This window comes from Desulfovermiculus halophilus DSM 18834, from assembly GCF_000620765.1.
GTDB lineage: Bacteria > Desulfobacterota > Desulfovibrionia > Desulfovibrionales > Desulfothermaceae > Desulfovermiculus > Desulfovermiculus halophilus.
In genome coordinates this window covers 135,600-160,000 of record NZ_JIAK01000008.1, presented here as the reverse complement: position 1 = coordinate 160,000, position 24,401 = coordinate 135,600, and the positions used below count along the sequence as shown (strand labels likewise).

19 protein-coding genes and 1 riboswitch (1 of these 20 only partly in view) are annotated in these 24,401 nt (G+C 57.0%); of the genes, 6 read left to right on the top strand and 13 right to left on the bottom strand.

Translation table 11 applies throughout. The annotated features are described in order from the left end of the window. The 4 genes in view from N902_RS0105355 to N902_RS0105340 are tightly spaced (each overlapping or abutting the next) and all read right to left on the bottom strand, a layout consistent with a single transcriptional unit that may run on beyond the window. A protein-coding gene (locus N902_RS0105355) for a type I restriction endonuclease subunit R (RefSeq protein WP_027370094.1) crosses the window boundary here: on the bottom strand, positions 1-2,832 show its 5' portion. 249 nt of this gene lie to the left of the window's left edge; only the first 2,832 of its 3,081 coding nucleotides appear in the window; the start codon lies at positions 2,830-2,832; its stop codon lies off the left edge, out of view. Beyond that, entirely contained in the window at positions 2,825-4,231 is a 1,407-nt protein-coding gene (locus N902_RS0105350) for an ATP-binding protein (protein ID WP_027370093.1), read from the bottom strand. The genes N902_RS0105355 and N902_RS0105350 overlap by 8 nt, the downstream gene beginning before the upstream one ends. Next, positions 4,228-5,583 (bottom strand): restriction endonuclease subunit S, encoded by a 1,356-nt coding sequence (locus N902_RS0105345; protein ID WP_027370092.1) that lies wholly within the window; start codon positions 5,581-5,583, stop codon positions 4,228-4,230. Before N902_RS0105345 ends, N902_RS0105350 begins: the two co-directional genes overlap by 4 nt. After that, positions 5,576-8,011, bottom strand: coding sequence for a type I restriction-modification system subunit M (locus N902_RS0105340; protein WP_027370091.1), 2,436 nt, complete (start codon positions 8,009-8,011; stop codon positions 5,576-5,578). Before N902_RS0105340 ends, N902_RS0105345 begins: the two co-directional genes overlap by 8 nt. A gap of 547 nt (positions 8,012-8,558) precedes the next feature. Here N902_RS0105340 and N902_RS0105335 point away from each other — a divergent pair. Then, on the top strand, positions 8,559-9,101 hold the full coding sequence (locus N902_RS0105335; RefSeq protein ID WP_027370090.1) for a bacterioferritin: 543 nt from the start codon (positions 8,559-8,561) through the stop codon (positions 9,099-9,101). Positions 9,102-9,710: 609 nt separating this feature from the next. Here the strand turns inward: N902_RS0105335 and thiD are convergent. Together thiD and thiL are read right to left on the bottom strand one after the other, a co-directional pair. Then, entirely contained in the window at positions 9,711-10,541 is an 831-nt protein-coding gene (gene thiD, locus N902_RS0105330) for a bifunctional hydroxymethylpyrimidine kinase/phosphomethylpyrimidine kinase (RefSeq protein WP_208596268.1), read from the bottom strand. Between the two features lie 52 nt (positions 10,542-10,593). Then, the gene (thiL, locus tag N902_RS0105325; RefSeq protein ID WP_034621641.1) at positions 10,594-11,610 is read right to left on the bottom strand and encodes a thiamine-phosphate kinase; all 1,017 of its coding nucleotides are present in this window, start codon (positions 11,608-11,610) and stop codon (positions 10,594-10,596) included. 98 nt (positions 11,611-11,708) lie between these two features. Next, positions 11,709-11,801: riboswitch (TPP riboswitch) on the bottom strand. 146 nt (positions 11,802-11,947) lie between these two features. On the opposite strand from thiL, the gene N902_RS0105320 reads away from it, so the two are divergent. Continuing rightward, entirely contained in the window at positions 11,948-12,496 is a 549-nt protein-coding gene (locus tag N902_RS0105320; RefSeq protein WP_027370087.1) for a flavodoxin family protein, read from the top strand. Between the two features lie 131 nt (positions 12,497-12,627). On the opposite strand, the gene N902_RS0105315 is transcribed toward N902_RS0105320, so the two are convergent. Further along, a complete protein-coding gene (locus N902_RS0105315) occupies positions 12,628-12,969 on the bottom strand; it encodes a carboxymuconolactone decarboxylase family protein (protein WP_027370086.1) in 342 nt (113 codons plus the stop codon). A gap of 246 nt (positions 12,970-13,215) precedes the next feature. Here N902_RS0105315 and N902_RS0105310 point away from each other — a divergent pair, with 246 nt between their 5' ends. From N902_RS0105310 to tpx, 3 genes are read left to right on the top strand one after another with little or no spacing between them, the layout of a single operon-like run. Beyond that, the gene (locus tag N902_RS0105310; RefSeq protein ID WP_051564332.1) at positions 13,216-14,064 is read left to right on the top strand and encodes an AAA family ATPase; all 849 of its coding nucleotides are present in this window, start codon (positions 13,216-13,218) and stop codon (positions 14,062-14,064) included. Positions 14,065-14,069: 5 nt separating this feature from the next. Next, positions 14,070-15,275 (top strand): vWA domain-containing protein, encoded by a 1,206-nt coding sequence (locus tag N902_RS0105305; protein WP_027370084.1) that lies wholly within the window; start codon positions 14,070-14,072, stop codon positions 15,273-15,275. A 35-nt stretch (positions 15,276-15,310) separates the two neighbouring features. Beyond that, complete coding sequence (gene tpx, locus N902_RS0105300; protein ID WP_027370083.1) at positions 15,311-15,826, top strand: thiol peroxidase; 516 nt, start codon at positions 15,311-15,313, stop codon at positions 15,824-15,826. Positions 15,827-16,172: 346 nt separating this feature from the next. On the opposite strand, the gene N902_RS0105295 is transcribed toward tpx, so the two are convergent. From N902_RS0105295 to N902_RS0105275, 6 genes are all read right to left on the bottom strand, one after another. Then, complete coding sequence (locus N902_RS0105295; protein WP_027370082.1) at positions 16,173-17,621, bottom strand: phospholipase D-like domain-containing protein; 1,449 nt, start codon at positions 17,619-17,621, stop codon at positions 16,173-16,175. 239 nt (positions 17,622-17,860) lie between these two features. Beyond that, positions 17,861-19,201 (bottom strand): tetrathionate reductase family octaheme c-type cytochrome, encoded by a 1,341-nt coding sequence (locus N902_RS20355; RefSeq protein WP_244147375.1) that lies wholly within the window; start codon positions 19,199-19,201, stop codon positions 17,861-17,863. Then, positions 19,202-19,981, bottom strand: a complete 780-nt coding sequence (locus tag N902_RS20350) for a cytochrome c3 family protein (RefSeq protein WP_244147372.1) — start codon at positions 19,979-19,981, stop codon at positions 19,202-19,204. Then, on the bottom strand, positions 19,978-21,144 hold the full coding sequence (gene nrfD / locus N902_RS0105285; RefSeq protein ID WP_027370081.1) for an NrfD/PsrC family molybdoenzyme membrane anchor subunit: 1,167 nt from the start codon (positions 21,142-21,144) through the stop codon (positions 19,978-19,980). The genes N902_RS20350 and nrfD overlap by 4 nt, the downstream gene beginning before the upstream one ends. Continuing rightward, positions 21,137-22,072 (bottom strand): 4Fe-4S dicluster domain-containing protein, encoded by a 936-nt coding sequence (locus N902_RS0105280; RefSeq protein ID WP_027370080.1) that lies wholly within the window; start codon positions 22,070-22,072, stop codon positions 21,137-21,139. The genes nrfD and N902_RS0105280 overlap by 8 nt, the downstream gene beginning before the upstream one ends. Positions 22,073-22,294: 222 nt before the next feature. Then, positions 22,295-23,149, bottom strand: a complete 855-nt coding sequence (locus N902_RS0105275; protein ID WP_027370079.1) for a LysR substrate-binding domain-containing protein — start codon at positions 23,147-23,149, stop codon at positions 22,295-22,297. Positions 23,150-23,300: 151 nt separating this feature from the next. Between N902_RS0105275 and N902_RS0105270 the strand changes: the two genes are divergently transcribed. Beyond that, positions 23,301-24,233 carry a DMT family transporter gene (locus N902_RS0105270; protein WP_027370078.1) on the top strand — a complete coding sequence of 311 codons (933 nt, stop codon included), beginning with the start codon at positions 23,301-23,303 and terminating at the stop codon, positions 24,231-24,233. The last annotated feature ends 168 nt before the right edge of the window (positions 24,234-24,401 follow it).

The following is a 24,401-nucleotide window of genomic DNA, read 5'->3' as shown; positions in this document are numbered from 1 at the left end:
GCCGGACCTGGAATCCTGGCCCACAAGCTCCCGGGTTAGGGCCACCACCTGCTCCAGGTACTTTCTATAGTCCAGGGCCTGTTGCCTGCGCTCCCGGATCAAGGCGTCCAGGCGCTCGGACATCTTCTGGTAGTACTTGGGGTTGACCGGCATCTCGTCGATGATCAGCCGCCGGACATTGTTCTCAATGGTCTCAGCCATGGTCTCCGGCTTGTTCTGAATCCCTTGGGGCAGAGATTTGACCGCATCCTGGCCCCGCCGGACAATGAGATCCACCAGGGTCATGTCGTCAAAGGCGGAGAGCTTCTGGCTCTCCTCGGCCCGGATATAGGTATCCAGCAGGTGGCGCATGGCCGGTTCATAAGCCTTCATGTCCACATAGTCCCCGCTGGCCACCTTGACCTCCCCTCGGACCTGTTCAAAGTGTTCCACCTCGGATTTTATTTCCTGGGCCTCGGCCTGGCTGTACCCGGCCTGGTGCATCTCGTTGGCCACCTCGGCGTAGGCCCGAAGCAGACTGCTGACCAGCTTGTACAGCTCCACCCGTTTTGGCTCGTTGTCTTTCAGGGTCTTGGTATCTGTGCTGTCCGGGCCGCAGAAATAGCGGATATAGGCCTGGGTGTCCCGGGGCGGTTCCACCGGCTCGCACAAGGCCTTGATCGACTCCCGGGTCTGTTCCAGCTTCTCCTTGGCCTTGCTCAGACGGTCCTCCAAAAGGCCCTGTACATCCTCGGGATCGTAGCCGTCAAAGGCCCCGCCGGTATAGTCCTGCAAGGATTTCTCCAGGGACTGGAAGAGATCCTTGTAGTCGATGATGTAGCCGAACTCCTTGTCTTCCCCGTCCAGGCGGTTGACCCGGCAGATGGCCTGAAACAGGCCGTGGTCCCGCATCTGCTTGTCGATATACAGATAGGTGGCCGGAGGGGCGTCAAAACCGGTCAGCAGCTTGTCCACCACAATGAGCAGCTTGAGCTGTCCCGGCTCGTTGATGAACCGCTTTTTGACCTCCTGCTCAAAGGTTTCCACCTTTTTCACCGCTGTCTCTTCCGGCTCGTCAAAATGCTCGACCAGCATCCGACGGTAGATCTGGTACTGGTGCAGCTTCTCGGTTTCCCCCTCACCGGTGGTCTCTTTCTTGATGCTCTCGGTGGAGGGGACGTAGGAGGTGACAATGGCGCACGTGCCCTTCAGCTCAGTCTGCTGGAACAGCTCGTAGAAGCGGCAGGCGGAGTAGATGCTCCCGGCCACCAGCATGGCGTTTCCCCGTCCGCTCTTTAGCCGGTCCCGGATGGCCATGTCCCACAGGATATCCGAGACGATCTTTTCCAGGCGGTCCTTGGAGCTGAGCACCTTTTGCAGAGTCCCCCAGCGCTGCTTGAGCTGGGCCTTGGCAAAGTCGCTCAAGCCCTGGGTCTTCAGCTCAAACCACTTGTCGATCTTGTCCTGGGAAGTGATGTGCTGATCGATGTCCCGGGCCTCATAGCGCAGGTCCAGGACCACCCCGTCCTGCACCGCCTGATCGTACTTGTAGGTATGGATGTAGGGGCCAAAGACCTCGATGCTCTTGCGCTTGTCTTTTTTCAGCAGCGGGGTCCCGGTGAAACCAATGAGCACCGCCCCGGGCAGCATGCTCTTCATGGCCTCGTGCAGCTTGCCGGACTGGGTCCGGTGGCACTCGTCCACAAAGACAAAGATCTGGCCCTTGGGATGGAAGTTTTTGGGCAGCCTGCCCTGAAGATCCTGAAGGAAGGAGTCCACATCCCCCTCTTCCGAGGCCCCGAACTTGTGAATCAGGGAGCTGATCAGCCACTCCTGGCTGTCGTTCAACACGCTGATCAGATCCGCCCCGCTTTTGGTCCGGTAGATGTGCTCATTGACGCCTGTGAACACCTTCTCCATCTGCTCATCCAGCTCGGTCCGGTCGGTGATGATCAATACCCGGGCATCCTGGACGTTTTCCCGTATCCACTTGGCCAGCCAGACCATGGTCAGGGATTTGCCGCTGCCCTGGGTGTGCCAGATGATTCCGCCCTGCCGACGACGGACAAAATCCTGGGCCGCCTTGACTCCAAAGTACTGATTGTGGCGGCAGGTCTTCTTGTACCCGGCATCAAAGACCATAAAGTCGTGGATAATCTCCAGAAAGCGCTCCGGGCGGCAGAGCTGAAAAAGTCCCCGCTCCAGAGGGTCGCTCAGCTCCGACTCCTCCCGCCACTCCAGCCAATACTTCTCCGGGGTCTGGATCACCCCGTAGCGCAACCCCTCGGTGGGATTGCCGGCCATGACCAGCTGCACGGTGGCGAAGAAGGGGCGGATGAAGTTTTTGTCCTGGTTGTCCAGGTTCTGGCGAATGCCCTCAGTGACCGAGACAGTGGACCGCTTCAGTTCCAGCACCCCCAGGGCCAGGCCGTTGACAAAGAGGACAATGTCCGGGCGCTTGGTGTGCTCCTCAGTGACGGTTACCTCCTCGGCCACAGCAAAGTCGTTGTTCAAGGGCTGATGCCAGTCGATGAGCCAGACGGTGATGGTCTGCTCTCCCAGCTCCGGTCTGACCCTCACCCCATAGCGCAGCAGGCCGTAGACTTCCTGGTTGGCCTGGTACAGGGTCTTGCTCCCGCTGATGGCCCGGGCCTGATCCACCTCCCTCAGGACTTTGGTGATAATCTTGTCGCTATGGCCCTGGTTCTTAAGCCAGGCCCAAAGCAAATCCTCCTGCACGTTCTTGTTGGGCCGGTCCTTCCAGTTGCCCAGATAACGATAGCCCAGGTAGTTTTCAAAAAAGCGGAGCACCTGCTGCTGGGTATGGATTTCGCGTTGGCCGACCTTATTCATCAGGTTCCTCCAGGATCTTCCAATAGCCCCCTTTTGCCGGTCCGACCCGTACCACTTTGCCGGCTTTGCGCAGCCTGGCCAGATTCTTTTCTATTGTCCGGGAACTTTTGCCAAGCATATCAGCCATTTCTGGTATCGTGGTCCGGGGCTCTTGCCGTATAATATCAAGCAATTCTCCCGAACTTTTCCCCGAACTTTTCCCCGAACTTTTCCCCGAACTTTTCTGGGCTGTCTCCTGGGGAGGCACTCTGGTATCCGCTGGTGGTTGATACTGCGAAGAAACACTCTGCTGGTAGGACACTGAGAAGGGAAACTCGACCCAGATTTCTCCAGATTCAATCTGAATGGAAGGTTCCGGGGTTCCCGATTGCTGACAGGCCTCAAAAACACGATGGATGCCCCGGCCCCACGCCTCGATTTCCCCGGCCCAGAAAAAGGCATTGGCCACTTCAGGATTGAATGGCCGCGAAGGGTGCTGCCCTAAAAGCTTTTCCCGGGACCAGCCTTCAGGCAGCTCACCCGGATTCCATACCAGCAGCTTATCAGGGTATACCCGGATCTGTATGGGGCTGGCTACGGCATAATCCCGGTGCACAACAGCGTTTAACAAGCTCTCCCGCAATGCGCTTTCTGGAACTGGGTAGCTCTCCACCCTTTGAATGCCTTCGTAATGAATACCCGCCTTGAGGTACTTGGTGAGCAGTAGATCAATGCTCTGATCCACTTGCGCAAAAAGGTTGCCGTGGATTTCATCGTGATAGCGCAGGTCGCTTTCTCCGGCAAAATACCCGATCTTGATATAGGCCCCTGTAATGAATCGTTCAGGGTCTTGGTGGAAAAGCAAAATGGCTGCCCGCTTAAGATAGGAATGCTCCAGCAAGCGCAGCTTGTCGATCAACCCGTGATCATCCTCAGCCAGAGCCTCAGCACTGAGTCGTCTGCTGCGTTGTGCTCTCTGGCGAAAACGTTGCAGGGCCATTGGGTCTAAGTCCTGAATCGCCCCTCCGGGCAGAGGAACACTATCCCAGGTCCGACCGTGTCTGCCCAGCAAAAAGCGATCCAGAGCTGCGCCTTTGAGCACCTGGTTGGTGCTCCCGCTGCGATAGAAGTACTCCCCCTTGTAGCTGACCGGGTTGGGATGGGGATCGACATGGATCTCCAGGTACTCCTGTCCATCTTCATAATGGAGGTTTACGTCTACCAAAATTCCCAGAAGATCCCTTACTTTATTGGGAATTTCCTCCAGCAGGCGCTGGGCATTGGATATTCCCACGACATTTCCGTCATCGCCACGGCCAATGACCAGAATGCCCCCTTCAGCGTTGGCCAAGCCACATATCCATTTCAGATACTCGTCCCGCCAACTTTGCTTCCATTCGATATGCTGCGACTCGCTCACTGTTCCGCCTCGGTGGCTTGTGCTTCAACCAACCGGGTCCGCCCGGTCAAAAGCTCCTGCATCATGCCCTGCTTGATCTGCTTGGTCTTGTCCCGGCGGCGTTCCAGGGCCTCGATCTCGGCGTCCATGTCGGAGAGGACGGTGGCGATGGCGGTTTGTTCTTCTGGATCAGCTGGCAATGCTATCTGATAGTTTAGAATATCATTTTTGCTAAGATTACCTTGAGCACCACCTTTTGCTTCTCCTGTCATCGCTATTAAAAATGATGTGTTCTTCAAAAGCTGATATAAAAATTCTTTTGAAACAGAATGTGATACAATTAATCCTACACGCTGATTTAACAAACAATCGTTGTAATTTACTCTACATACGCGACCAACATTCCCTGTCATGGAGATTAGTAGATCTCCGATCTTTAATCGCTGATGGGATCGCAAGTCTCTAGGAAGCTCATTAATCATACTACATTCTGATAAATCCATTCTACCATCTTGAACATTCGCTATTGTAATGATTGAATATATTCCTGAATCAGTATACGTAGCACTCTTGAAAGCATATCCATTGAAGACTTCAGCAACATCTCCAAGCCTCTTCATCTCCCACTCCCCCTCAAATCCCGGCAACCGGGTCTCCCCGGTCAGGAGTTGCTGCATGGTGGCCTGTTTGATGTCCCGTTTTTTGGCGATCAGCCGGTCCAGGGCGTCGATCAGCGCGTCCACGTCGGAGAGGGCGGTGGCTATGGCGCGTTGTTCTTCTATCATGGAGGGAAGAGCAATCTGGAATCCAGCTACACGGCACAGAGCTAACTTTGGTTGAGCCCCAACAGTACAAATTGATTCAATTGCCCTTTGTATTGGTTCCGACATCAACCAATACATTAAGTATTTTCGATCACAATTAATATTGGTGATGCGGTCTGCATTCTCGGTTAGATTTGCGCCATCAAGGTAACTTGGAATTTCCCCCACAATTCCGATAGTTCCAGCTACACTTATAAAAATATCCGATTGGTAAATACGATAATTCCTGATTGTATGAAACGCCTCATCTGGAACATATTTTATGTCTGAACTCTTAACTCCCCCGGGACGCATATCGGCTACGCGAATGTAAGGATGATGAGTTGCTGATTCAGTAAGTGTATGCCCATTTGGAAGTCGTTTTCCACCTTTTACTATAGCCAAATCGGCCACAGCATGTTGATTCCAATCTTCAGGAATAACGCCCACCTCTGTTCGCTTATACCCGGGCGGCACGTCGCTCTGGTTGGCATCCGCCGGCACCACCTGATAGCCCCGCTCGGAATCTCGCACAGCGTTCTGTTCCTTGGTCTCGCTACGCTCAGCCATCAACCCGCACCCCCATCCTCTCCAAATGCCCAGCCACCTTCTGACTCAGCTTCTCCACCTCGCCCTCAATACTCGGCAATGGCTGCGCATAACGCTCATCCAGCTCCTTGACCCGACCAGCCAGGGTGTTGGTCAACCGCTGCACCTCGCCCTGTATGGCCTTCCGGATACTGGCCAGCCACTTGTCATCCACCACCAGGGCCTTGATTTCATCCTCACTGAGTGAACCGTAATGAACCAGGACCCTGGCATCCAGATCAACCTGGGCGTCCTTGACCGCCTTCTTGGCGCTGGCCTCGGCCTCCAGCAGCTTCTGGCACTTTTTGAGGGCGGCGATCTCGTCCTCGGCCTCCGGCTGGCCTTTGAGAGCTTTGAGCCGTTTAGGGATCTCGGTCTTGGTCACATTGCCCTTGTCGTTCTTGACCTCGCTGAGCAGATCCTCTTCCCCGCTGTGCTCCTCCAGAAACTCCTCCAGCTCCCGGGCAGCGCTCTCCTGCGCGGCTTGCAGCTCCTCTATCCGGGCCTGGTCCTTAGCAAAGTACCGGGCCACGATCAGCCGCGGGGGGACAAGGTCCATCTTGTACTTCTTGCGCTTCACGGTCAGGTCCGGGCTCTCCTTAATCTTGCGCTCCTTGTCCTCAATCACACCCCGGGGCCGGGCCGCCTCTTGCCAGCCATCGGCGGCAATGAGGTACACATCGTCCTGCATGGTCTCGTGCCAGTAGTCCATAAGCCGCTGGTACAGGTCGTAGCGATCCAGGAGGTCCACCTGGGCAAAACGCTCCAAAAGGTCTGTGGACAGGGTGTGGATGACCTCCTTGGGTTTGACCTCTGGCTCCAGGGCCATGAGATACGAGCGGTGGGCCTGCTCCCAGCCCTGGATGATGGCGGATATGCGCTCGGTGTAGGCCTGGAAGGATTGGTGGTTGAGGATGGTGGACTTCACCTCCGGGGTATCCACTCGGGGTTCACTGTATCCGGGCCTGCCATTGGAGGTGAACAGGGCCTCCCGCAGCCCGGGCAGGACCGACCAGTAGGCCTCCAATTCCCCGATATCCTGGTCCGGGATGCCGCCGTTTAAGTGCGCGTCCAGGTCGTGTTTGTCTTCGGGCTCGCTGGAATCGATGTACCGGGGGATGTTCAGGTTGTAATCATTGGCCGGATCGGCGATCTCGCTGATGGGCACCAGACGGGAGTAGCCGGAAACCTCCCGCTGGGAGTTGAAGGTGTCCACGATCTTGTGGATATCCTGGGACCGCAAGCGGTTCTTGTTTCCATCCTTTATATAGCCCTTGCTGGCGTCAATCATGAAGATGGCCTGCCGGGAGTGGGCCTGCTCCTTGTCGATGACCACAATGCAGGCCGGGATGCCCGTGCCGTAGAACAGGTTGGCAGGCAGGCCAATGATTCCCTTGATCAACCCCCGAGTGATCAGGTTGCGCCGGATGTCGGCCTCCTTATGCCCCCGAAACAGTACTCCGTGGGGCAGGATGATGGCCCCCTTGCCCTTGCTTTTAAGGGAAGAGACCAGGTGCAGAAGAAAGGCGTAGTCTCCGTTCTTGGCCGGAGGGATACCGTAGGCGAAACGGCCGAACTGATCATGGGCCGGGTCCAGCCCGTTGGTCCAGGACTTGGCGGAAAACGGCGGATTGGCCACGGCAAAGTCAAAGGTCTTCAGGCTCCCGTTTTGGTTGGTGAAATAAGGCGCGGCCAGGGTGTTTCCCTTCCACAGTTCAGCGGTCGGGTAGTCGTGCAGGATCATATTCATCTTGGCCAAAGCCCAGGTGGCGTTGTCGTTTTCCTGACCAAACAGGCTCGCCCCCCGAGGCGCCTCGTCAGCCGCCTTTAAAAGCAGGGAGCCGGAGCCGCAGGTGGGATCGTAGATGGTCTGGTCCTGGCTTGTGTTTGGCCCGACTCCGACCACCTTGGCCATAATCTGGGAGACCTCAGCAGGGGTGTAGAACTGCCCCTTGCTCTTGCCCGACTCGGTGGCGAAGTGGCGCATCAGGTATTCGTAGGCATCGCCCAGCAGGTCGTCCCCGTCCGCCCGGTTGGCCCGAAAGTCCAGACCGTCGAATATGGTCACCAGCTTGGACAGCCGATCCTGCATCTCCTTGCCGGTGCCCAGCTTGCTCTCGTCATTAAAGTCCGCCTGGTCGATGACGCCCTTGAGATCGTTCTCCTCAGCCAGACGGCCGATGATCTTGTTGATCTTGTCCCCAATCTCCTTGTCCCCTTTCAGGGCCACCATGTCCTGGAAGCTGCCTCCTTCCGGGACCTCGATCAGCGAATCCTGCTTGTCCGAGACGTACTTCATGAAAAGCAGAGTCAGGACATAATCTTTGTATTGAGAGGCATCCATGCCTCCGCGCAGCTCATCGCAGCTTTGCCACAGGGAGCTGTAGAGCTGTGATTTTTTCAGGGCCATATGCGAACACCTCTTGACGAGTCCAAGGTTGCGAATCAGTTGAGCATGCTTTGCCGGGGCAAGCCCGTTTGCGTGCCGTATTCTGATTGGGATACAGGACACTTAAGGGAGTGGTCAACAACAGGGGGTATACCTGGCGGGCAAACGAGTGCCTGCGGACATGCATACCATCACTACAAAGAAAGATAAGACCCACAGGCCGTTTTCGTCGTTTGACTATTGACCGGCCCCGAGCATTAAATGCATTGCAACCACGCGAAACACGTGACAATCCAGTGCAACGCCCTTCTATCATTGGTCGCTCATTTCCTGGACGAAGCACCTGGATTCCCGCTTGCGCGGGAATGACGGGAAATAAGCCGAAGCTTCGTTGCAGTGCTATTTGGACAGCATTTTTTCAGGGGCCTGGATACCTCCTGGGTCTCAGTTGACAACCCGCAAATTGTCCTTATCATTTCCTGATGATGCTTATTTAGGTTACATCCTGCTCCCGGCCTGGAGCCGGAAAGCAGCTCTGACGATCACGACCAACACACAGGAGGTTCACATGGCAGATGGATCACGGGAAGAGCGGCGCGGCAAGGTCATCGAGGTCTTGAACAAGGCCCGGGAAATGGAGCTGCACGCCATTTATCAGTACATGAATCAGCACTACGGCCTGGACGACATGGACTACGGCGAACTGGCCAAGAACATCAAGCTGGTGGCTATTGACGAAATGCGCCATGCCGAGATGTTCGCCGAGCGGATCAAGGAGCTGGGCGGAGAGCCGGTGGCCTCTTCCTCCCAGAAGGTCCAGCAAGGCCAGGAAGTGGACAAGATCTTTGCCCACGATTCCAAGCTGGAGGACGACACCATCGATGCCTACAACCAGTTCCTTCAGGTCTGTCGGGACAATGGGGACAGCATTACCGCCAAGCTCTTTGAGCAGATCATCGACGAAGAGCAGGAGCACTTGAACTACTTTGACGACGTGGGCGACCACATCAAGGACCTGGGATCAACCTACCTGGCCCGCATAGCCGGGACACCGGCCAGCACCGGCGGCTTTGCCAAAGGCTTTACCGTGGCTGAAGGCGGCGGGGAATAAGGACGCACGTGATCTGCCCTCTGCCCTGGGATTCAGGGTAGAGGGAGCATACACACTCCCTGCCCTCCCGGCAAAACGCCTCTCCAATCCCCTCCCAGCCTGCGGAAAACAGGGTACAGAATCTAGCACCATGTCATTCATCATCTGTCGCAATGCAAGAAACACCCCCCAGCCCCCTCAAGGGCTGAGCTTTACCCACACTTGACACCGTGGGATAAGGTATTTGTCATCGTTCAACCACCCCTTTATCCCCCTGCACTCACTTGTGATTTACCAGTGATCAGCTATGTGTCATGCACTTTTTCAAGTGAGTGCAGGGAGGGGACCCTTAACCGTCTGATCTTGCCTTAAATCTGCGATTACGGTTTTCGATAATCCATACACTTGCGGATAGAAAACGTACAGACAGCCGCGATTTTCTTAACTCCCCTCCTTTGCAAGGAGGGGCAGGGGTGGTTGGGATGGTGAATCTGACACCTCATTTTTTCAGCATGTTATAACCCCACGGTGTCAAGTGTGTGCCATGCACAGCCCTCAAGGGAGGACGAAGAGGGAGCGACAGATTAAGAGTGATTTTTCACTAGGTCGAAGAGCCGGTCCTGAGCCGGATCACTCCCAGATGGCGTAGAAGTGATGCACAGGCCCGTGTCCGCGGCCCAGCCTGTAGCTTGCCCCGGCCTGGATGGCCCGGGTGATGTACTCCTTGCCCTTGCCCACCGCCTCTTCCATCTCCATCCCCCTGGCCAGAAAAGCGGCAACAGCCGATGACAGGGTGCATCCGGTCCCATGGTTGTTGATCGTGGACACATGCTCGGCATGCAAAGGAAGGCATCGATCCCCCTCCCGGAGATAGAGAAGGTCCACGCTGGCCGAATCCTGGAGATGGCCGCCCTTGAGCAGCACGGCTTTGCTGCCGAAAGCGCACAGGTCCCGTACCGCCCGCTGCATGGACGTAAAGTCCGGGATCTTCCGCTCCAGAATGGCTTCGGCCTCTGGAAGATTGGGGGTGATCAGATCAGCCAGAGGCATCAACTCCCGGCACATGACCTCAATGGCCCGGTCTTCCAGCAGCTTGTCCCCGCTTTGGGCCACCATAACCGGATCGAGGACAACCCGGGGCGCTTTGGCCTGGGCCAGGACCTGGCTCACAGTCCAGATAATGTCAGTTGAAAAGAGCATCCCGATCTTGACCGCATCAGTGCCTATATCACTGAGGACCGCGTCCATCTGAGCCTGAACAAAGGAGGCCGGCACCTGCTGAATTCCCGTGACTCCCTGTGTGTTCTGGGCCGTGAGGGCGGTGACCGCGGTTGTTCCATAGCAGTCCAACGCGGAAAAGGTCTTCAGGTCCGCCTGGATCCCGGCCCCTCCCCCGCTGTCCGATCCCGCAACGCTCAGGACCCGGCGGTAGGTGCGCAAACTGTTCTCGGCAGTGGGCATGGCACTCTCCATGAGGTAGAAATGAGGACGAAAGCCGCAATGTACGCGGCTTTCATCGGACACCGCGAAAATGATTCCAGCCTGTGCTCGTTATCGGACGCACCCTCCCCGAGGCATCCACCAGTTCCGGCTCCCCGCCTGCGGTCATTTCGCCGATCACGGCCAAGGATGGACGAAACCTCTCTGCGTACTCCCTTTGCACCGCATCCAGCTTTTCAGGCCGGACAGTGAACAACAGGACATAGTCCTCGCCTCCGGCCAGGGCCCACTCCAGGGGATCGAACCCAAACCGGGAGCAGAACCAGGTCAACTCCTGGGAAAGGGGCATATCCGCGGCATATACTCTTGCCCCGGTCCCGCTGGCGGTGCAGATATGCTGCAGATCAGAGCTCACCCCATCGCTGACATCGATAGCCGCCCCCAAGGCCCGGGACGAAGCCAGGAAACGGCCCTCTTCCAGGCAGGGCCACGGGGCGATATGGGCCTGATACAGGGGTTCGAATTCCTCTGGAATGGGCTCGAGGCCGCTGGTTATGAGGTGCAGGCCGGCCCGGCTGTCTCCCAGGGGGCCGGTGCAGCAGATCAAATCCCCGGGTTGGGCCCGGTCCCGGCAGAGGATCTCCTCTTCGGCCACCTCCCCGGTCAGAGCCACATTGATGACCAGCCCCTGGGTGGAGCTGGTGGTGTCTCCCCCCAGAATATTCACCCCGAAACGGACGCAGATATCGTGCATCCCCCGGTACAGCTCATCCAGATAGTCCATGGAGCAGTCCTTGGGTATGGCCAGGCTGATAAAGGCTTCCCCCGCGCTCCCGCCCATGGCCGCGATATCGCTCATATTCACGGCCACGGACTTCCAGCCCAGGGAAAACGGGCTGGCCGCGGTCCGGATGAAATGCACCCCCTCCACCAGCATATCCGTGGTCATCAAGGCCAGCTTGCTCCCGTCAGTCCAATACGCGGCCGCATCGTCGCCGATTGCCGTATGCACCCGGTCCGAGCGGACAAGACATTGCCCGCTGATCCGCTGGATGAATCCGAACTCTCCGACATCAGCAAGACTGGGCATAGGCTCTCCCGGATGCATTGTGTCCGCAGGGCTTCCTGAACCCAAAGCAGGGGGCATGAAAAAAGCCGCTTCCAGAGGGAAGCGGCCTGACATGGTGCACTGACGGTGATCGTATCTCCCTGCGCCGGAACGACCCGGATCAGGTTCAACGGGTATCATCTCAGGCGTTTCCGCCACCCCGGAACGTGTCGTTTTGCGCACAAGCCTAATTGCAGATCCCCGGTTTGTAAACCTCATGGCGGCGAGGACTTCTGCGGGCGGTATGGTTGACAGACGCAGTGTGGGTCCTATGTTTCATGGACAGAACTCAAAAAACACATCAATGGAGGTCAGCAGTATGCGGATTCTCAATCTTTATTACACCGCCACCAGCAACACAACCAAGGTCGCGGAACAAATCGCCTCCACCCTCACCCAGCTGGGGCACACGGTAGATACAGTCAAAGCCACGGCCGACGCTGATATCGATATCCTGGACTACGATTTCGTCTTTGCCGGATCCGGGGTGTATGCCTGGCTTCCGGGCAAGCCGATGCAGGACCTGTTCACCAAGCTGCGCAAGGGCTATGCTCAGGCCGGGGAGATCAAACCAGCCTCCCCCAAGCGGGTGGAGAAAAAGGCTGTTGTCTACTGCACCTACGGCGGTGTGCACACCGGCATACGTGAAGCCGTCCCGGCGGTGAAGTACATGGGGCAGCTCTTCGACCATCTCGGGTTTATGATCCTGGACGAATGGTACTTTGTGGGCGAATACCACCCGGAGAATATGCGCCAGATGTCTGAACAGGGCCGCCTGGGGGACATCCGGGGCCGGCCGGACGAGCGCGACCTGCGGGAAGTGGATCAGAAGGTTCGAGGAATCATGCTGACTGCCGGGAACGGATGATCCGGCAGCAGGAGCGCGTCCCGGCACTCACTTGCAGGCCAAAATTTCAAGCATACCTTGATCATTCATACGCCAAGTGAGTGCCGGGTGGAGAAGAAATGGACAGTGATTGTGCTGTGCATGCATGGGCTTCACCCGTTCTGAGCAAAGGATTCCACAGCTTCCCGGACCAGGGTGGCGGTGTAGGCCAGGCTCGGCCCCCCGCCCATGGCGACGGCGACCTCGGCGGCTTCATAGATCTCCTCGGCCGTGGCCCCGGATTCCAGAGCGTCATGGACGTGATGCGAGATGCAGTAGCTGCACCGCTGCTGGACAGCCAGGGCGACGAAGATGAGCTTTTTCATCTTCCGGGGCAGTGCCCCCTCCCGGGCCGCGGTTTCCGAGAGGTTCATCATGGCCCGGACCATATCCTTATTCGTCCTGGCCAGCTTGGTGATTCCTGTTTGCAGTTCCTTCAGGGTCTCTTGGCTCATGCCTCGCTCTCCTCATGTGTTCAGTGTATTGGTGAGATGTCATGTTCCCTCGTAGCCAGGGAGGAAATTGTAAAGCAAATAAGGGTGCAACACAACACCCCGAATAAGGGAGCGCACCATGCTCATCAAAGACGCTGCACCTGAGGCCGGAGGGATGGTCCGGACCTGCTTTATTTGAGCTGCCGCCTGTGCTACATCCTTACATCACACCTCGAACACGCGTAATTGGAGATTGAAGGAGAACCTATGCTCGCAAACGATGACCTGCAAACCACCTGTCACCAAAGCTCAAGCTATGTACTGGACCGGGAGCTGGCCAAGATAGTCAATATTTCCATGGCCTTGGAAATGCCCTTACTCCTCAAGGGCGAACCCGGGACCGGCAAGACCATGCTGGCCCACGCCGTGGCCGAGGCCCTGGATATGCCGCTGATTGTTCTGAATGTGAAGTCCACACTCAAGCTGGTGGACACCCTGTATCAGTACGATACCCTGACCCGGCTCAACGACAGCCGTTTCGGGGACTCCAGCCGGGATGTGAGCAACATCGAGGAGTACATCTCCATGGGCAAAATCGGACAGGCCTTCATGTCCGATCAGAGAGTGGTCCTGCTCATTGATGAGATCGACAAGGCTGATTCCGATTTCCAGGACGACATGCTGGATATCCTGGATCAGATGGAGTTTGACATCATAGAGATCGACAAGACCATCCGGGCCAAGCACCGGCCGGTGATCATCATCACCTCCAACGCCAAGAAGGACCTGTCCGAGCCCTTCCTAGGCCGATGCAACTTTCACCATATCGCTTTTCCCGACCCGGATATGATGCAGGACATAGTGCGCACGCATTTTCCCGACCTGGCCAACGAGGTGATGCAGCAGTGCGTTCGGGCCTTCTATGCCCTTCGCGATCTGCCGGGGATTGAGAAAAAACCGGCCACCAGAGAGCTGATCAATTGGATCCGGGCTGTGCAGCACGATCCGGAAGTCACCCCCAAGGAGCTGAAGAAAGGAAACCTCCCCTACCTGGGGACCCTGTTCAAGAAAAGTCAGGATCTTGAGCGGGCCCAAGCCAATCTGGGACGGCTGTAGCCCATATGTTCATTCCCTTTTTTTTCCTCCTGCGCCAGCACGGGGTCCCGGTGTCCCCCACTGCATTCCTGCGCCTCCAGACAGCCCTGCGCCGGGGGCTGATCGCCGATCTTGACGATTTCTACACCGCGGCCAGATGCCTGCTGGTGAAGAACGAAAAGCACTTTGATCTCTATGACCGGGTCTTTGCCCACTACTTTCAGGGCCAGACCCTGGAGGAGCCTGAAAACAAAGAGCTCGAGGACTGGATCAAGCAGATGCTCCAGGACTGGCTGCACGATCCGGCCGAACTGGCTCAGGCTCTGGGTATGGACGAAACAGAGCTGTCCGGCATGTCCCCCCAGGAGCTGGTGGACTACTTCTACCAGCGCCTGCGGGATCAGGACGGGGAGCATCACGGGGGCAGCAAATGGATCGGAACCGGAGGCACCTCGCCTGTCGGCCATTCCGGGCATCACCCCGGAGGCATGCGGGTGGGCGGCGCCTCCCGCAGTCAGTCCGCGCTCAAGGTGGCCATGGATCGCCGCTATCGGGACTATGCCCAGGAAGGTCCATTGACCCAGGCCCGGATCGGCGAGGCCCTGAAAAAGCTTACCCGCCTGGTGCCCGAAGGCCCCAAGGACATCCTGGACGTGGACGAGACCATCAGGGAAACGGTCAAAAAGGCCGGTGAGATAGAGCTGATCTTTCGCCGCAGCCTGCGGGACAGGCTGAAGGTTATTCTGGCTATCGACAACGGCGGCTGGTCCATGGACCCCTACGTGCAGGTGGTCACCACCCTGTTTTCCCACGCCAGAGCCCAGTTTCAGGATCTGAAGATCCTCTATTTCCACAATACCATCTACGACTTTTTGTGGGCCGATCCCCGCCGCCGCAACCGCCGGGTGAAGGTGGACGATATGGTCACCTGGGACTCGCATACCCGGTTGATTATCGTCGGAGACGCGAGCATGGCCCCGTATGAACTCATGGCCAGGGACGGCTCCATCCATCAGGAGGAAACGTCTGGACAGCCGAGCATCGACCGTTTGCAGCTTCTGGCCCGGTCCTTTCCCTACTCGGTGTGGCTCAATCCCAAGATGGCGGCCCAGTGGCCCTATACCCGGACCATCGGCATGATCCGCCAGGTCTTTCCCATGTTTGAGCTGAGCATGGACGGCTTGGAACAGGCTGTGCAGTATCTCAAGGGACAGCCCGGTGCGCCGGCGTAGAATGACAGGTTTCACCCCAAACACAGGAGGGCGCTATGCAGGAACGTACAGGACTGATCACTATGAAAGGCAACCCGTTGACCCTGGTCGGTCCGGAGATCACCACCGGGAGCCCGGCCCCGGACTTCCGGACGGTGGATACGGACCTCAATCCTCTCACCTTGCAGGACCTTGAACACAAGGTGCTGATCATTTCCTCTGTGCCCTCTCTGGATACAGATGTCTGTGACATGGAGACCAGGCGGTTCAACACCGAAGCGGCCAACTTAAGCCAGGACATCAAGATCGTCACCGTCAGCATGGACCTGCCCTTTGCCCAAAAGCGCTGGTGCGGTGCGGCCGGTGTGGATCAGGTCCTCACTGTCTCCGATCACCGGGAGGCTTCTTTCGGTCAAAACTACGGGGTGTTGATCAAGGAGCTGCGCCTGCTGGCCCGGGCGGTCTTTGTTCTGGATCAGTCCAGGACCGTGCGCTATGTGCAGCTTGTTTCCGAGGTGACTGAGGAACCGGACTACGGCCCTATTCTGGATGCGGCCAAAAGCCTGGTTTGAGGGCAACCGCGGCCTGCTCACCAACGACTCCGCGCAGTTGAGATGTCCCCGTCGGATTAAAAGGTTCTTCGACGTAGCCTGTGGATTTTTGGAGTTTGCCATCTCTTCTGTGTGCCCACTTTCGGCCCGGTATTTTCTAAGCCCCGCCAAAGGGGGATCCCTGCCCCCTCCTGGCACTCACATGCTGGACCTTGTTTTCAGATGGACTGAGCATATCATGCATGTGAGTGCCTGGTTTCCCCCTTTTGGCGGGACCAAGAAAATGTGCGGGCCTGCCGCTTACGGCACACAGAAGAGACGGCAAACTCTTATGTAGGCAATTCCACTTTCTGTGTCGAAGAGCCGATTAAAAGTACGGGGAAAAGAGCCAGAAAAAGGAATCCCTGACCCTGGCCGGGAGGGATCTGCCGTCCACTTGCTCCAGGGTTTCCTCTCTGGAGATCTGGATGGTGTCCAGCACGTGGCGGGTCAGGGATGCAATCAGTTCCTGATCGTGGAACTCAACCACCATTTCAAAGTTCAGGCGCAGACTGCGGGGATCGAGGTTGGCCGAGCCTATCTGGCCGTAGCAATCGTCAACCAAAAACAGCTTGGAATGGTTAAACGGAGGGGGCTGATAGAACACCCGAACCCCGTACTGCAAAAGCTCCCAGAGCATGTTGCGGGTCGCCCAGTGGACATAAGGCAGGTTGTTCTTCCCCGGCAGGACGATGTTCACCCTCACCCCGCGCAGGGCAGCGGCCTGCAGGGCTCCGACCAGTTCGCGGTTGGGCAAAAAGTACGGGGTCATGATCATGACCTCGTCCTGGGCCTGGGAGATGGCCCCGACCAGGATCATGCTCAGCTTGTTCAGGTCCTGGTTCGGCCCCACGGTAATGGACCGGCAAACGGCCGGACCTGAGGATTCCAGCTTGAGCTCGGACGGATTTAGTTCCTCATCCCCGGTACAAAACCCCCAGTCTTCCAGGAACACCTGCTCCATCTGGGCCACTATCGGCCCTGAGCACTGAAAATGCACGTCCTTGACCCGGGAGGCCTTGGACAGCTTGTCGAACAGGTGCCGGTCCCCGATATTCATCCCCCCGGTGAAGCCGGTCTTTCCATCCACGGTCAGGATCTTGCGGTGATTGCGCAGATTGATAAATGCGGAGGGCGGAAAAAGACGCAGGGGCATGAACCGGGCGCAAGGCACTTTTTTTCGAGAAAGGAGCTTGCTGGCCCTGGGCCAGAAATAGAGTTCCCCGATTCCGTCCACTATGACCCGCACATCCACGCCTCTGGCCTGGGCCCGCTGCAAGGCCTGGATAAACCGCTGGCCGGTATCGTTGGTTTCAAAGATATAGGTTTGCAGATAGACGCTGTGCTCTGCGGCATCAATGGCCTGAAGCATGGCCGGAAAGGCCTGCTCTCCGTTGAAGAGCGGAGCAACCCGGTTCTGGCACAGCAGTGGACGCTTGGTCACCGCCTCCGAGATATCGGCGATGCGCCGAAAGGTTGGGGATACTCCTTCCAGGTTGGGCATGGCTTGAATCGGGGCCAGGCAGGTATTTTCCTGCGGCGGGGGAAACTCAATATGGACCAGGGGCCAATACCATTTCAGACTCTTGGCCTTGGTCCGCACCCGGTTGATGCCCAGCAGAAAGTAGAGGATGGCCCCGAAGGGAGGAAGGAGGATGCAGGTGGCTATCCAGGCCCATGAAGCCTTGGGATCCCGTTTGTACAGCAAGGCATGCCCAGCTGCATAGAGCTGAAAGATCCCCAGCAGGGTAATAAACCACCATTGAATGAATTGCATGCCGCATGATCCTTGTATCCAGGACTGTCGTGCCCTCAGGAGAATACAAAGGCCCTTGAAATAAGCTCAAGGGCCTTCGTCCTTCTCAGGAATCTGAGTGTTTTCCTTTCTTTGTGGCATACGGGTCAAAACATGGTGGTGTCAAGTATGCCCTATGCCCTGGACACAACTGGATACAGCTGTCAAAGAGCGCAAGAAGGAGGCCACAGCTCCGCCTGCAACCTCTCAAGGCTGTGGAGCTACTCAAATGACAGCGGAAGGCGCTTGAATCTTCCGCCGTGGATTATTGGATCCCCTTCATACCCCAGATCCTTGAAATTCAAGAAATCGCTTTTCTTTTCCAGGTGCTTTGGATCCCATCCGCTGTCTTCTGCGGACTGCATCCTCTCCCCGCCCTGCATCAGGTCTGTGAAGTCTGCGGCCCGGGCGGGGCGATGACAGCGATCACAGGTTTTTTCTCCCTGAAGCGCGGAGTGACACTGGGTGCACTTCAAGGCCCCTTCCTTGGGCAGAACTTCGTGTTCCATGCGCCAATACATATCCGTTCTGACCCAGACATAGTCTCCACTGTAGGGCAAGCCAGAGGCCTGCATGCCTTCCTCAAAGGCCTTTTGCCAGTCCAGATTCTTCCAATAGGCCGTGGTGTCCTCTTGCCCATAGGGGAAAAGGTGCGGCAGGAGCAGGAGGCTGGTTTCCGGATCGGCGGGCTGGACTCCGCGCATAACCTTAAATGGGGTGATCTTGGAATCCGGATCCGTTTTGTCTCCAACCGGAGAGGCTAAATGCACGTAGTCTCCCTGCTTCTTTTCCTTCTGGGACGCATCCGGGTCGACGATCTTTCCTTCCAGATCAACCGTATCTCCAGCCAGGGTCCGCTGGGTATAGCCATTGGACCACGCATAGCTCGGCTTGGCATTCTGGGTCCACCCAAACACCCCCTTCTTCCAGTGATACAGGGGTTGGCCATGCGGCCCTTTCTGAACAGGGCGGTCCGTGTCCCCTGCCTCTGACCAGTCCCACCAGATCTTTGTGGGATGGCTTCTGGCGTACAAGGGGGAATGACAGGTGTTGCAGGCGATGTGATCGCAGTGTTCGTTAAGATGATGATCCAACAGATCATTCCCGTAATGGGGCTCTTTGGTGTGGCAGTCTATGCACTGGGTCGTTCCCTCGGTTGCAGCCACTGAAGAGGACTTGCCCGGAATTTTATGGTTTGTGGTCCTATGGCATTCCGTGCAGGTAAAGTCATATCCGCCCATGTGGATATCACAGGTCCTGCATGGATCATTCAGCTCGCTGCCCATATTGGCGTGTTTGACATGATCGCCTCCTCCACCGGAAAAATGACAGCTTCCGCAGGTCTCTCTGCTGGTTGGCCCCACATTACGGGCAATCTGGGCCAGATCGATGTCCGGATCGGGCATCCCGGCCCCGGTAGGGGTCTTTGTGTACTTCCCTGTGGTATCGTGGCACACCAGGCAGTCGATGTTTTCCAGCCGCGAAAAGTCAAAACTGTCGTCTTTCCAACCGTAGCCAGCGTGGCATGAAGTGCAACGAGACTCGTTGCTGTTGGGATTAATTCAGAAGTTGTTCAGGGTTATATTGGCCTTGCCGATCTCCTGATGCTGTCTGTTCACCGTGTAGCTCGCCGGACCTTTCCACAGCCAATGAGCCGTGGTCACAAAATCGCGGGCCTCATCTTCATGGCAGCCAAGACAGGCTTGGGTCACTTCTCTTGGTTGGGGATCTTCCGGCAGGCTGACCAGATTCGTATGATCCGGCGGGTTCTTCCTGTGGCAGCCCTGGCACCCTGTAGGCCCTTGGTTCATGTCCTTATGACATCCCATGCACTTTTGATGATATGCGGATTTCAGGCCCACCCGGCTCGGAGCCTGGGGATGGGACTGCTCCTTGTGGCAGGCCCGGCAGGCTACAGTCTCTGATTGTTCTTTATCTGCCGGCCGGTAGTGGTGACAGGCCGCACAGTTGTCGTTTAACGCGGAGGCGTGCTTGGAGTGCATGAACCGCACCGGTTGATAGGTGTCCGTATCGGCATTGACCACAGGACTGGATAGCAGAAAATATTCATGGGTGATGTCCCCGCTGTCCAGCCCCATCCTGTGCAGGCGGAGCTTGCGCAACACCGGATCTTCCCGCTCCACTTCGGCTATAAAGGGATATCTCTGGGCGGCATGAACTCGGGCCTGCTCCTGCTCGGTCCGCACTTCCGGGCCGGGAGCGGCAGGGGCCGTCGTCATGCTTGATGCCGTGATCCCCAGGATGAAGCACAGAAAAACCGCAGTCTTGCGTTTCTTTGGTCCTTCCAAAAAGATATCGGGGGGATGCAGTCTCACTTTCATTGCTTCACCTCCAGCTTTTGGGCATGGATAACCGGGAGATAGGTGACAAAGAGCCTGTACAGAAACATGATGGTGGCAATGCATCCGGCAGTGACCACAAACTCCAGAAGGCTCGGCGTATACGATGTGCCGTGAAGCTGCGCATTATAGGCAACGATAAACACATTGATCCGGTTCAGAAGGACCCCGCCGACGATTAAGCTGGCAGCGGCGAAAAGCCCCCGTCGGGATCTGCGTACCGCGGGCGACAGGAGCATGAGCCAGGGCAGGATGCCTCCGACAGCCAGCTCGACCAGAAAAAACCAGCTGGCTGCAGTGCCTTCAAAGATGAGGTCCAATGCCCCCCTGTAGGCAAGATCTCCCAATTTTAACCCCAGATACAGGCCCAGAGTGATGATCACGAATCTGGAAAGAGGCTCCAGAATCTGTATTTCCGATCTCAGCCGCAATGAGGTTGTGGCGATGGTTGTCTCGAAAATAACCATTGGATATCCAACGGCGATTGCCGAGGTGAGAAAGAGCAGAGGAAGAAGGGGTGTGTACCACAGTTCGTGCACTTTTGTCGGGGCAATGAGCATCAGAGTGCCCAGGCTGGATTGATGCATGCAGGACAGGACCACCCCAAGGATTGTGAAGATCCAGATGGTCTTGTCCAGGCCCCGGTCCAGTAGGGCCAACAATCCTATCTTGTGCTTGAACCGTTCTGCGAGCACCGGGATGAACTCTATCCAGAGCACAGCCAGATAGGTCATGACGCACATAGCCACTTCAAACAGTGCAGAATCATGGTTTTGAAAAAATACCGGCTTCCAGACGGCCCATGGTCGGCCGATATCGATGAACACACCGAAAGCGACAAAGGTGTACCCCAAAGCCGCAGTCAAAAGCGCCGGCCGGACGATGGGCTCATAATACTCTTTCCCCAGGATGTGGGCCAAAAAAGCGGTTGTAAATCCCCCCGCAGCCAAGGCAACTCCGGAGGCAACGTCCACCGCTATCCACAGGCCCCACGGATTGGCATTGTCCAGATTGGTGACCGGCCCCAGGCCGCCGATGAATCGCGCCGCCAGTCCAATCCCTCCGGCAAGCATAAAGGCAAGCAGGATCAGCACTCCCGGAGTCCAAAACGGCCTGTCCACAGGTCGAGGTCCACTATTACTCATGATCGCCTCTTGTATTTGCTTCGCCTGATGCATCTTTCCTGCTGGTATAAGCCATAATGCCGCCCAAAATGCCGAAGAGAAGGATGGGGGACCACAGATAGCTGAATAGGCTGTGCTGAATGGTTTCAGTCAGCTTCGGCACCGGCTGGGTGGACACCTGGGCAAAGCCCAGCTTGGAGAAGCGTTCCCCTGAGACATACATCCAGCATGTCCCCCCCGCCTCCTCTTCGCCGTATACGTGATCCATATACCGGGCTGGATTCTCCCTGATGCGCTGATGGGCATCGTCGAGGACGTCCTTTCTTTTTCCAAAGGTGATCGCCTCCATGGGACAGGCGGCGGCACACGCGGGCATTTTCCCCTGCTTGCCCACCCGGTCGAAGCAGAATGTGCACTTCCTTACCCTGGGGGTGAGCGGCGAGTCGTACTCATAGGCGGGCACTTCAAATGGACAGGCCACCATGCAGTACCTGCACCCGATACACTTGGTCACATCGTAATGGACCGCTCCGTTTGGATCCTTGCTCAGGGCCCCGGTCACACAGGCGGAGGCGCATGCCGGATCCTGGCAGTGCATGCACTGCCGCTTGACGTAGGTGGGAACCGGGTTGTGATCCTTATCAAGCTTTCCGGTGAAGTACCGGTTGACCACGGTAAAATGATCTTCATCCATCCATCTTTTATTTTCAAAGGCCGTCTCCTCACCCAGTCCGGGGTCAGGCCCGGGCAAGCCGTTTTCTTCAGCACAGGCCTGCTCGCACAGCCTGCACCCGATGCACCGGGTTAGGTCCACGAGACATGCGTTGGGGTTGTCCGGCGCATCTGAGGTCCAGGCCCGGGCCTGATTGGACGCGGTCAATGCGGTTGCCCCGGTGGCCGCCCCGGCAGCCCCAAGGGTCTTCAGAAATCCCCGTCTGGTACTATCCATATCCATCTCCTTTGTACAGCGCGTTCCCTTAACAGAGATTTAAACAGAATGTTAGGATTAAACACTCTGCACGCGCCCTCCATATGTAGACCGTATAAATAACATGTTGAAAAAATACAAAGGCAGTGTCTGAAGCAAAACAACGGACGCAATGCATTCATCAGCAAGCAAAAAAGAGACCAAAACAAGTGCACAGATCATTTCCTACCATGCATGGAGGCTTTACTGCCCCTGGCTGAGGCGATCCAGGATCAGATCTGTCAGTTTCTGCGTCGGTTCCGACGGCCGGCCCGGAGCACGGTGCAAGGCGATCTCCACTTGAGGGAGCGGAGGCAGTTCAGCCGGGCCTTCCGGTTCGATCTCCCGCAATCCTTGGCGCAGCATGGAGCGGGTGACCACAGTCACGGCCAACCCGGCCGAAACTGCGCTCAGCAGCCCCTCCAAAGATCGGCTGGTGTAAGCGATCCGCCAGGTGCACCCAGCTGAGCGCAATGCCTCCAGGGTCAGCTCCCGAAACACGCAGTAACCCTCCGGAAAAAGTGCTAAAGGCAGCACCGCCTGATATTCTGCACCAGTTTGCTGGGCAGCGGCCCAGGTCAGCTGTTCCGATCTGAGGACATGCCCGCCGGGGCTCTTGGGCTGGCGGGTGACCACGGCCAGGTCGATGTTTCCTTTGCGCACCTCCCGGACCAGGTCCACTGAGAGCTCGCAGCGCACATCCAAGGTCACTCCGGGATACATCTCCGCGAACCGACTCAGGATATCCGGCAGATAAAAGGCGTAGTCATCCGGGATTCCGAGCCGGACATTTCCTTCCACCCGCGGCGCGTTGAGCATATTGCGCACTTCTTCATTCAGGGCCAGCATCCGCCGACCGTAATCCAGAACCGTCTCCCCTTCAGGAGTCAAGACCACCCGGGAGCGATTGCGAAGCAAAAGCGTCACCCCCAGGGAGTCTTCCAGCCTCTTGACCTGCATGCTGACCGCGGACTGGGTCCGATGCAGCTTGCCGGCCGCTTCCGTGAACCCACCTGAGTCCACGATGACCGCGAGGGTACGAATCAAGTCCAGGTCCATATTCGTCTCCGGATACCCATCAAAAAAATTGATCAATAAATAAAATCAATTCATTTGCATGAATTTACCTTCCTGCTTATCTTGATCTGGCAGCTGCCGGGAACGATAGAATAACATGTCGAATTTTAATGGTATCCTATAAGGATTGAATATGCAAACCTTGAATTTCAAGCCTGACACAGTCTTAATAAACAGCAGACATAAAGGGAATTTATTGGGCGGGATCGCAGTTTTGATGTGGGGTGCCCTGCCCTTGCTCCGTCTAATGGCCGAAGAGATACCGCCCCTTCAGCTGACCACCATGTCCCTGTTCATGGCCGCAGTGGTCACCTCTGGCTTGCACCTGCGCGGCCAGCACAGGGTCCAGGCCAAACCCAAAAACCGGCCTCCAGCAGGACGGGATGTTTGGCTTGCCGCCCTGTTTCTCCTGGGAGCGGTGGTTTTTTATTTCGCCGCCCTGGCCAGCGGCCCGGCTGCCGAGGTCACCCTGGTGACCTATATGTGGCCCTTGGGTCTCTCCGCAGCAGTGTGCATGAAAACCGGAAGATTGCCGGGCATGCGTATGAGCACGGGCGTGCTGCTCTCCTTTGCCGGGGCAGCCCTGGCCCTGCTGTCCGCAAATGAGGGATCCGGAGGCGGGTCGTCAGGAATCCATGGCATTTGGGGCTACATCCTGGGGCTGAGCAGCGGCCTGTGCTGGCTGGGGTACTCAGTCCTGCTCAAGCGGTTGCCCTTGGATCTAGGCCTGCATGCCCATGTCTTTTCCATAGCCGGACTGGGGGCCGGGGTTCTGCACCTTGTCCTGGAGACAACCGCCCTGCATGTTTCCGCAGCTGTTTTGCTGCCGGCAGCAATTATCGGGATCGGCCCATATGGGTTGGCTTTTCTGGCCTGGGGGCAGGGGCTGCGATTCGGGCATCCAGGACTCTTAAGCGCCTTGTGCTATACCGTGCCCATAGTGGCCACTACCCTTTTGGTTCTGGCCGGAATGGAAACCTGGCGGACGGAACTGGCCATAGCAGCCGTGGCCGTGTCCTGCGGGGCGTGGATGGCCAGCATGGGCCCCTCGCAGACCAGCTCTTGACGGTCTCGGATATGTATTCTGGTTCTTCGACGTAGCCTGTGGATTTTTGGAGTTTGCCATCTCTTCTGTAGGCAATTCCACTTTCTGGGTCCAAGAGCCTGTATTCTGGCCGGGAGGTGCGGACGAGCAGCCCCCGGATGACCGGATCATCCTGCCCCGTCTGGATAG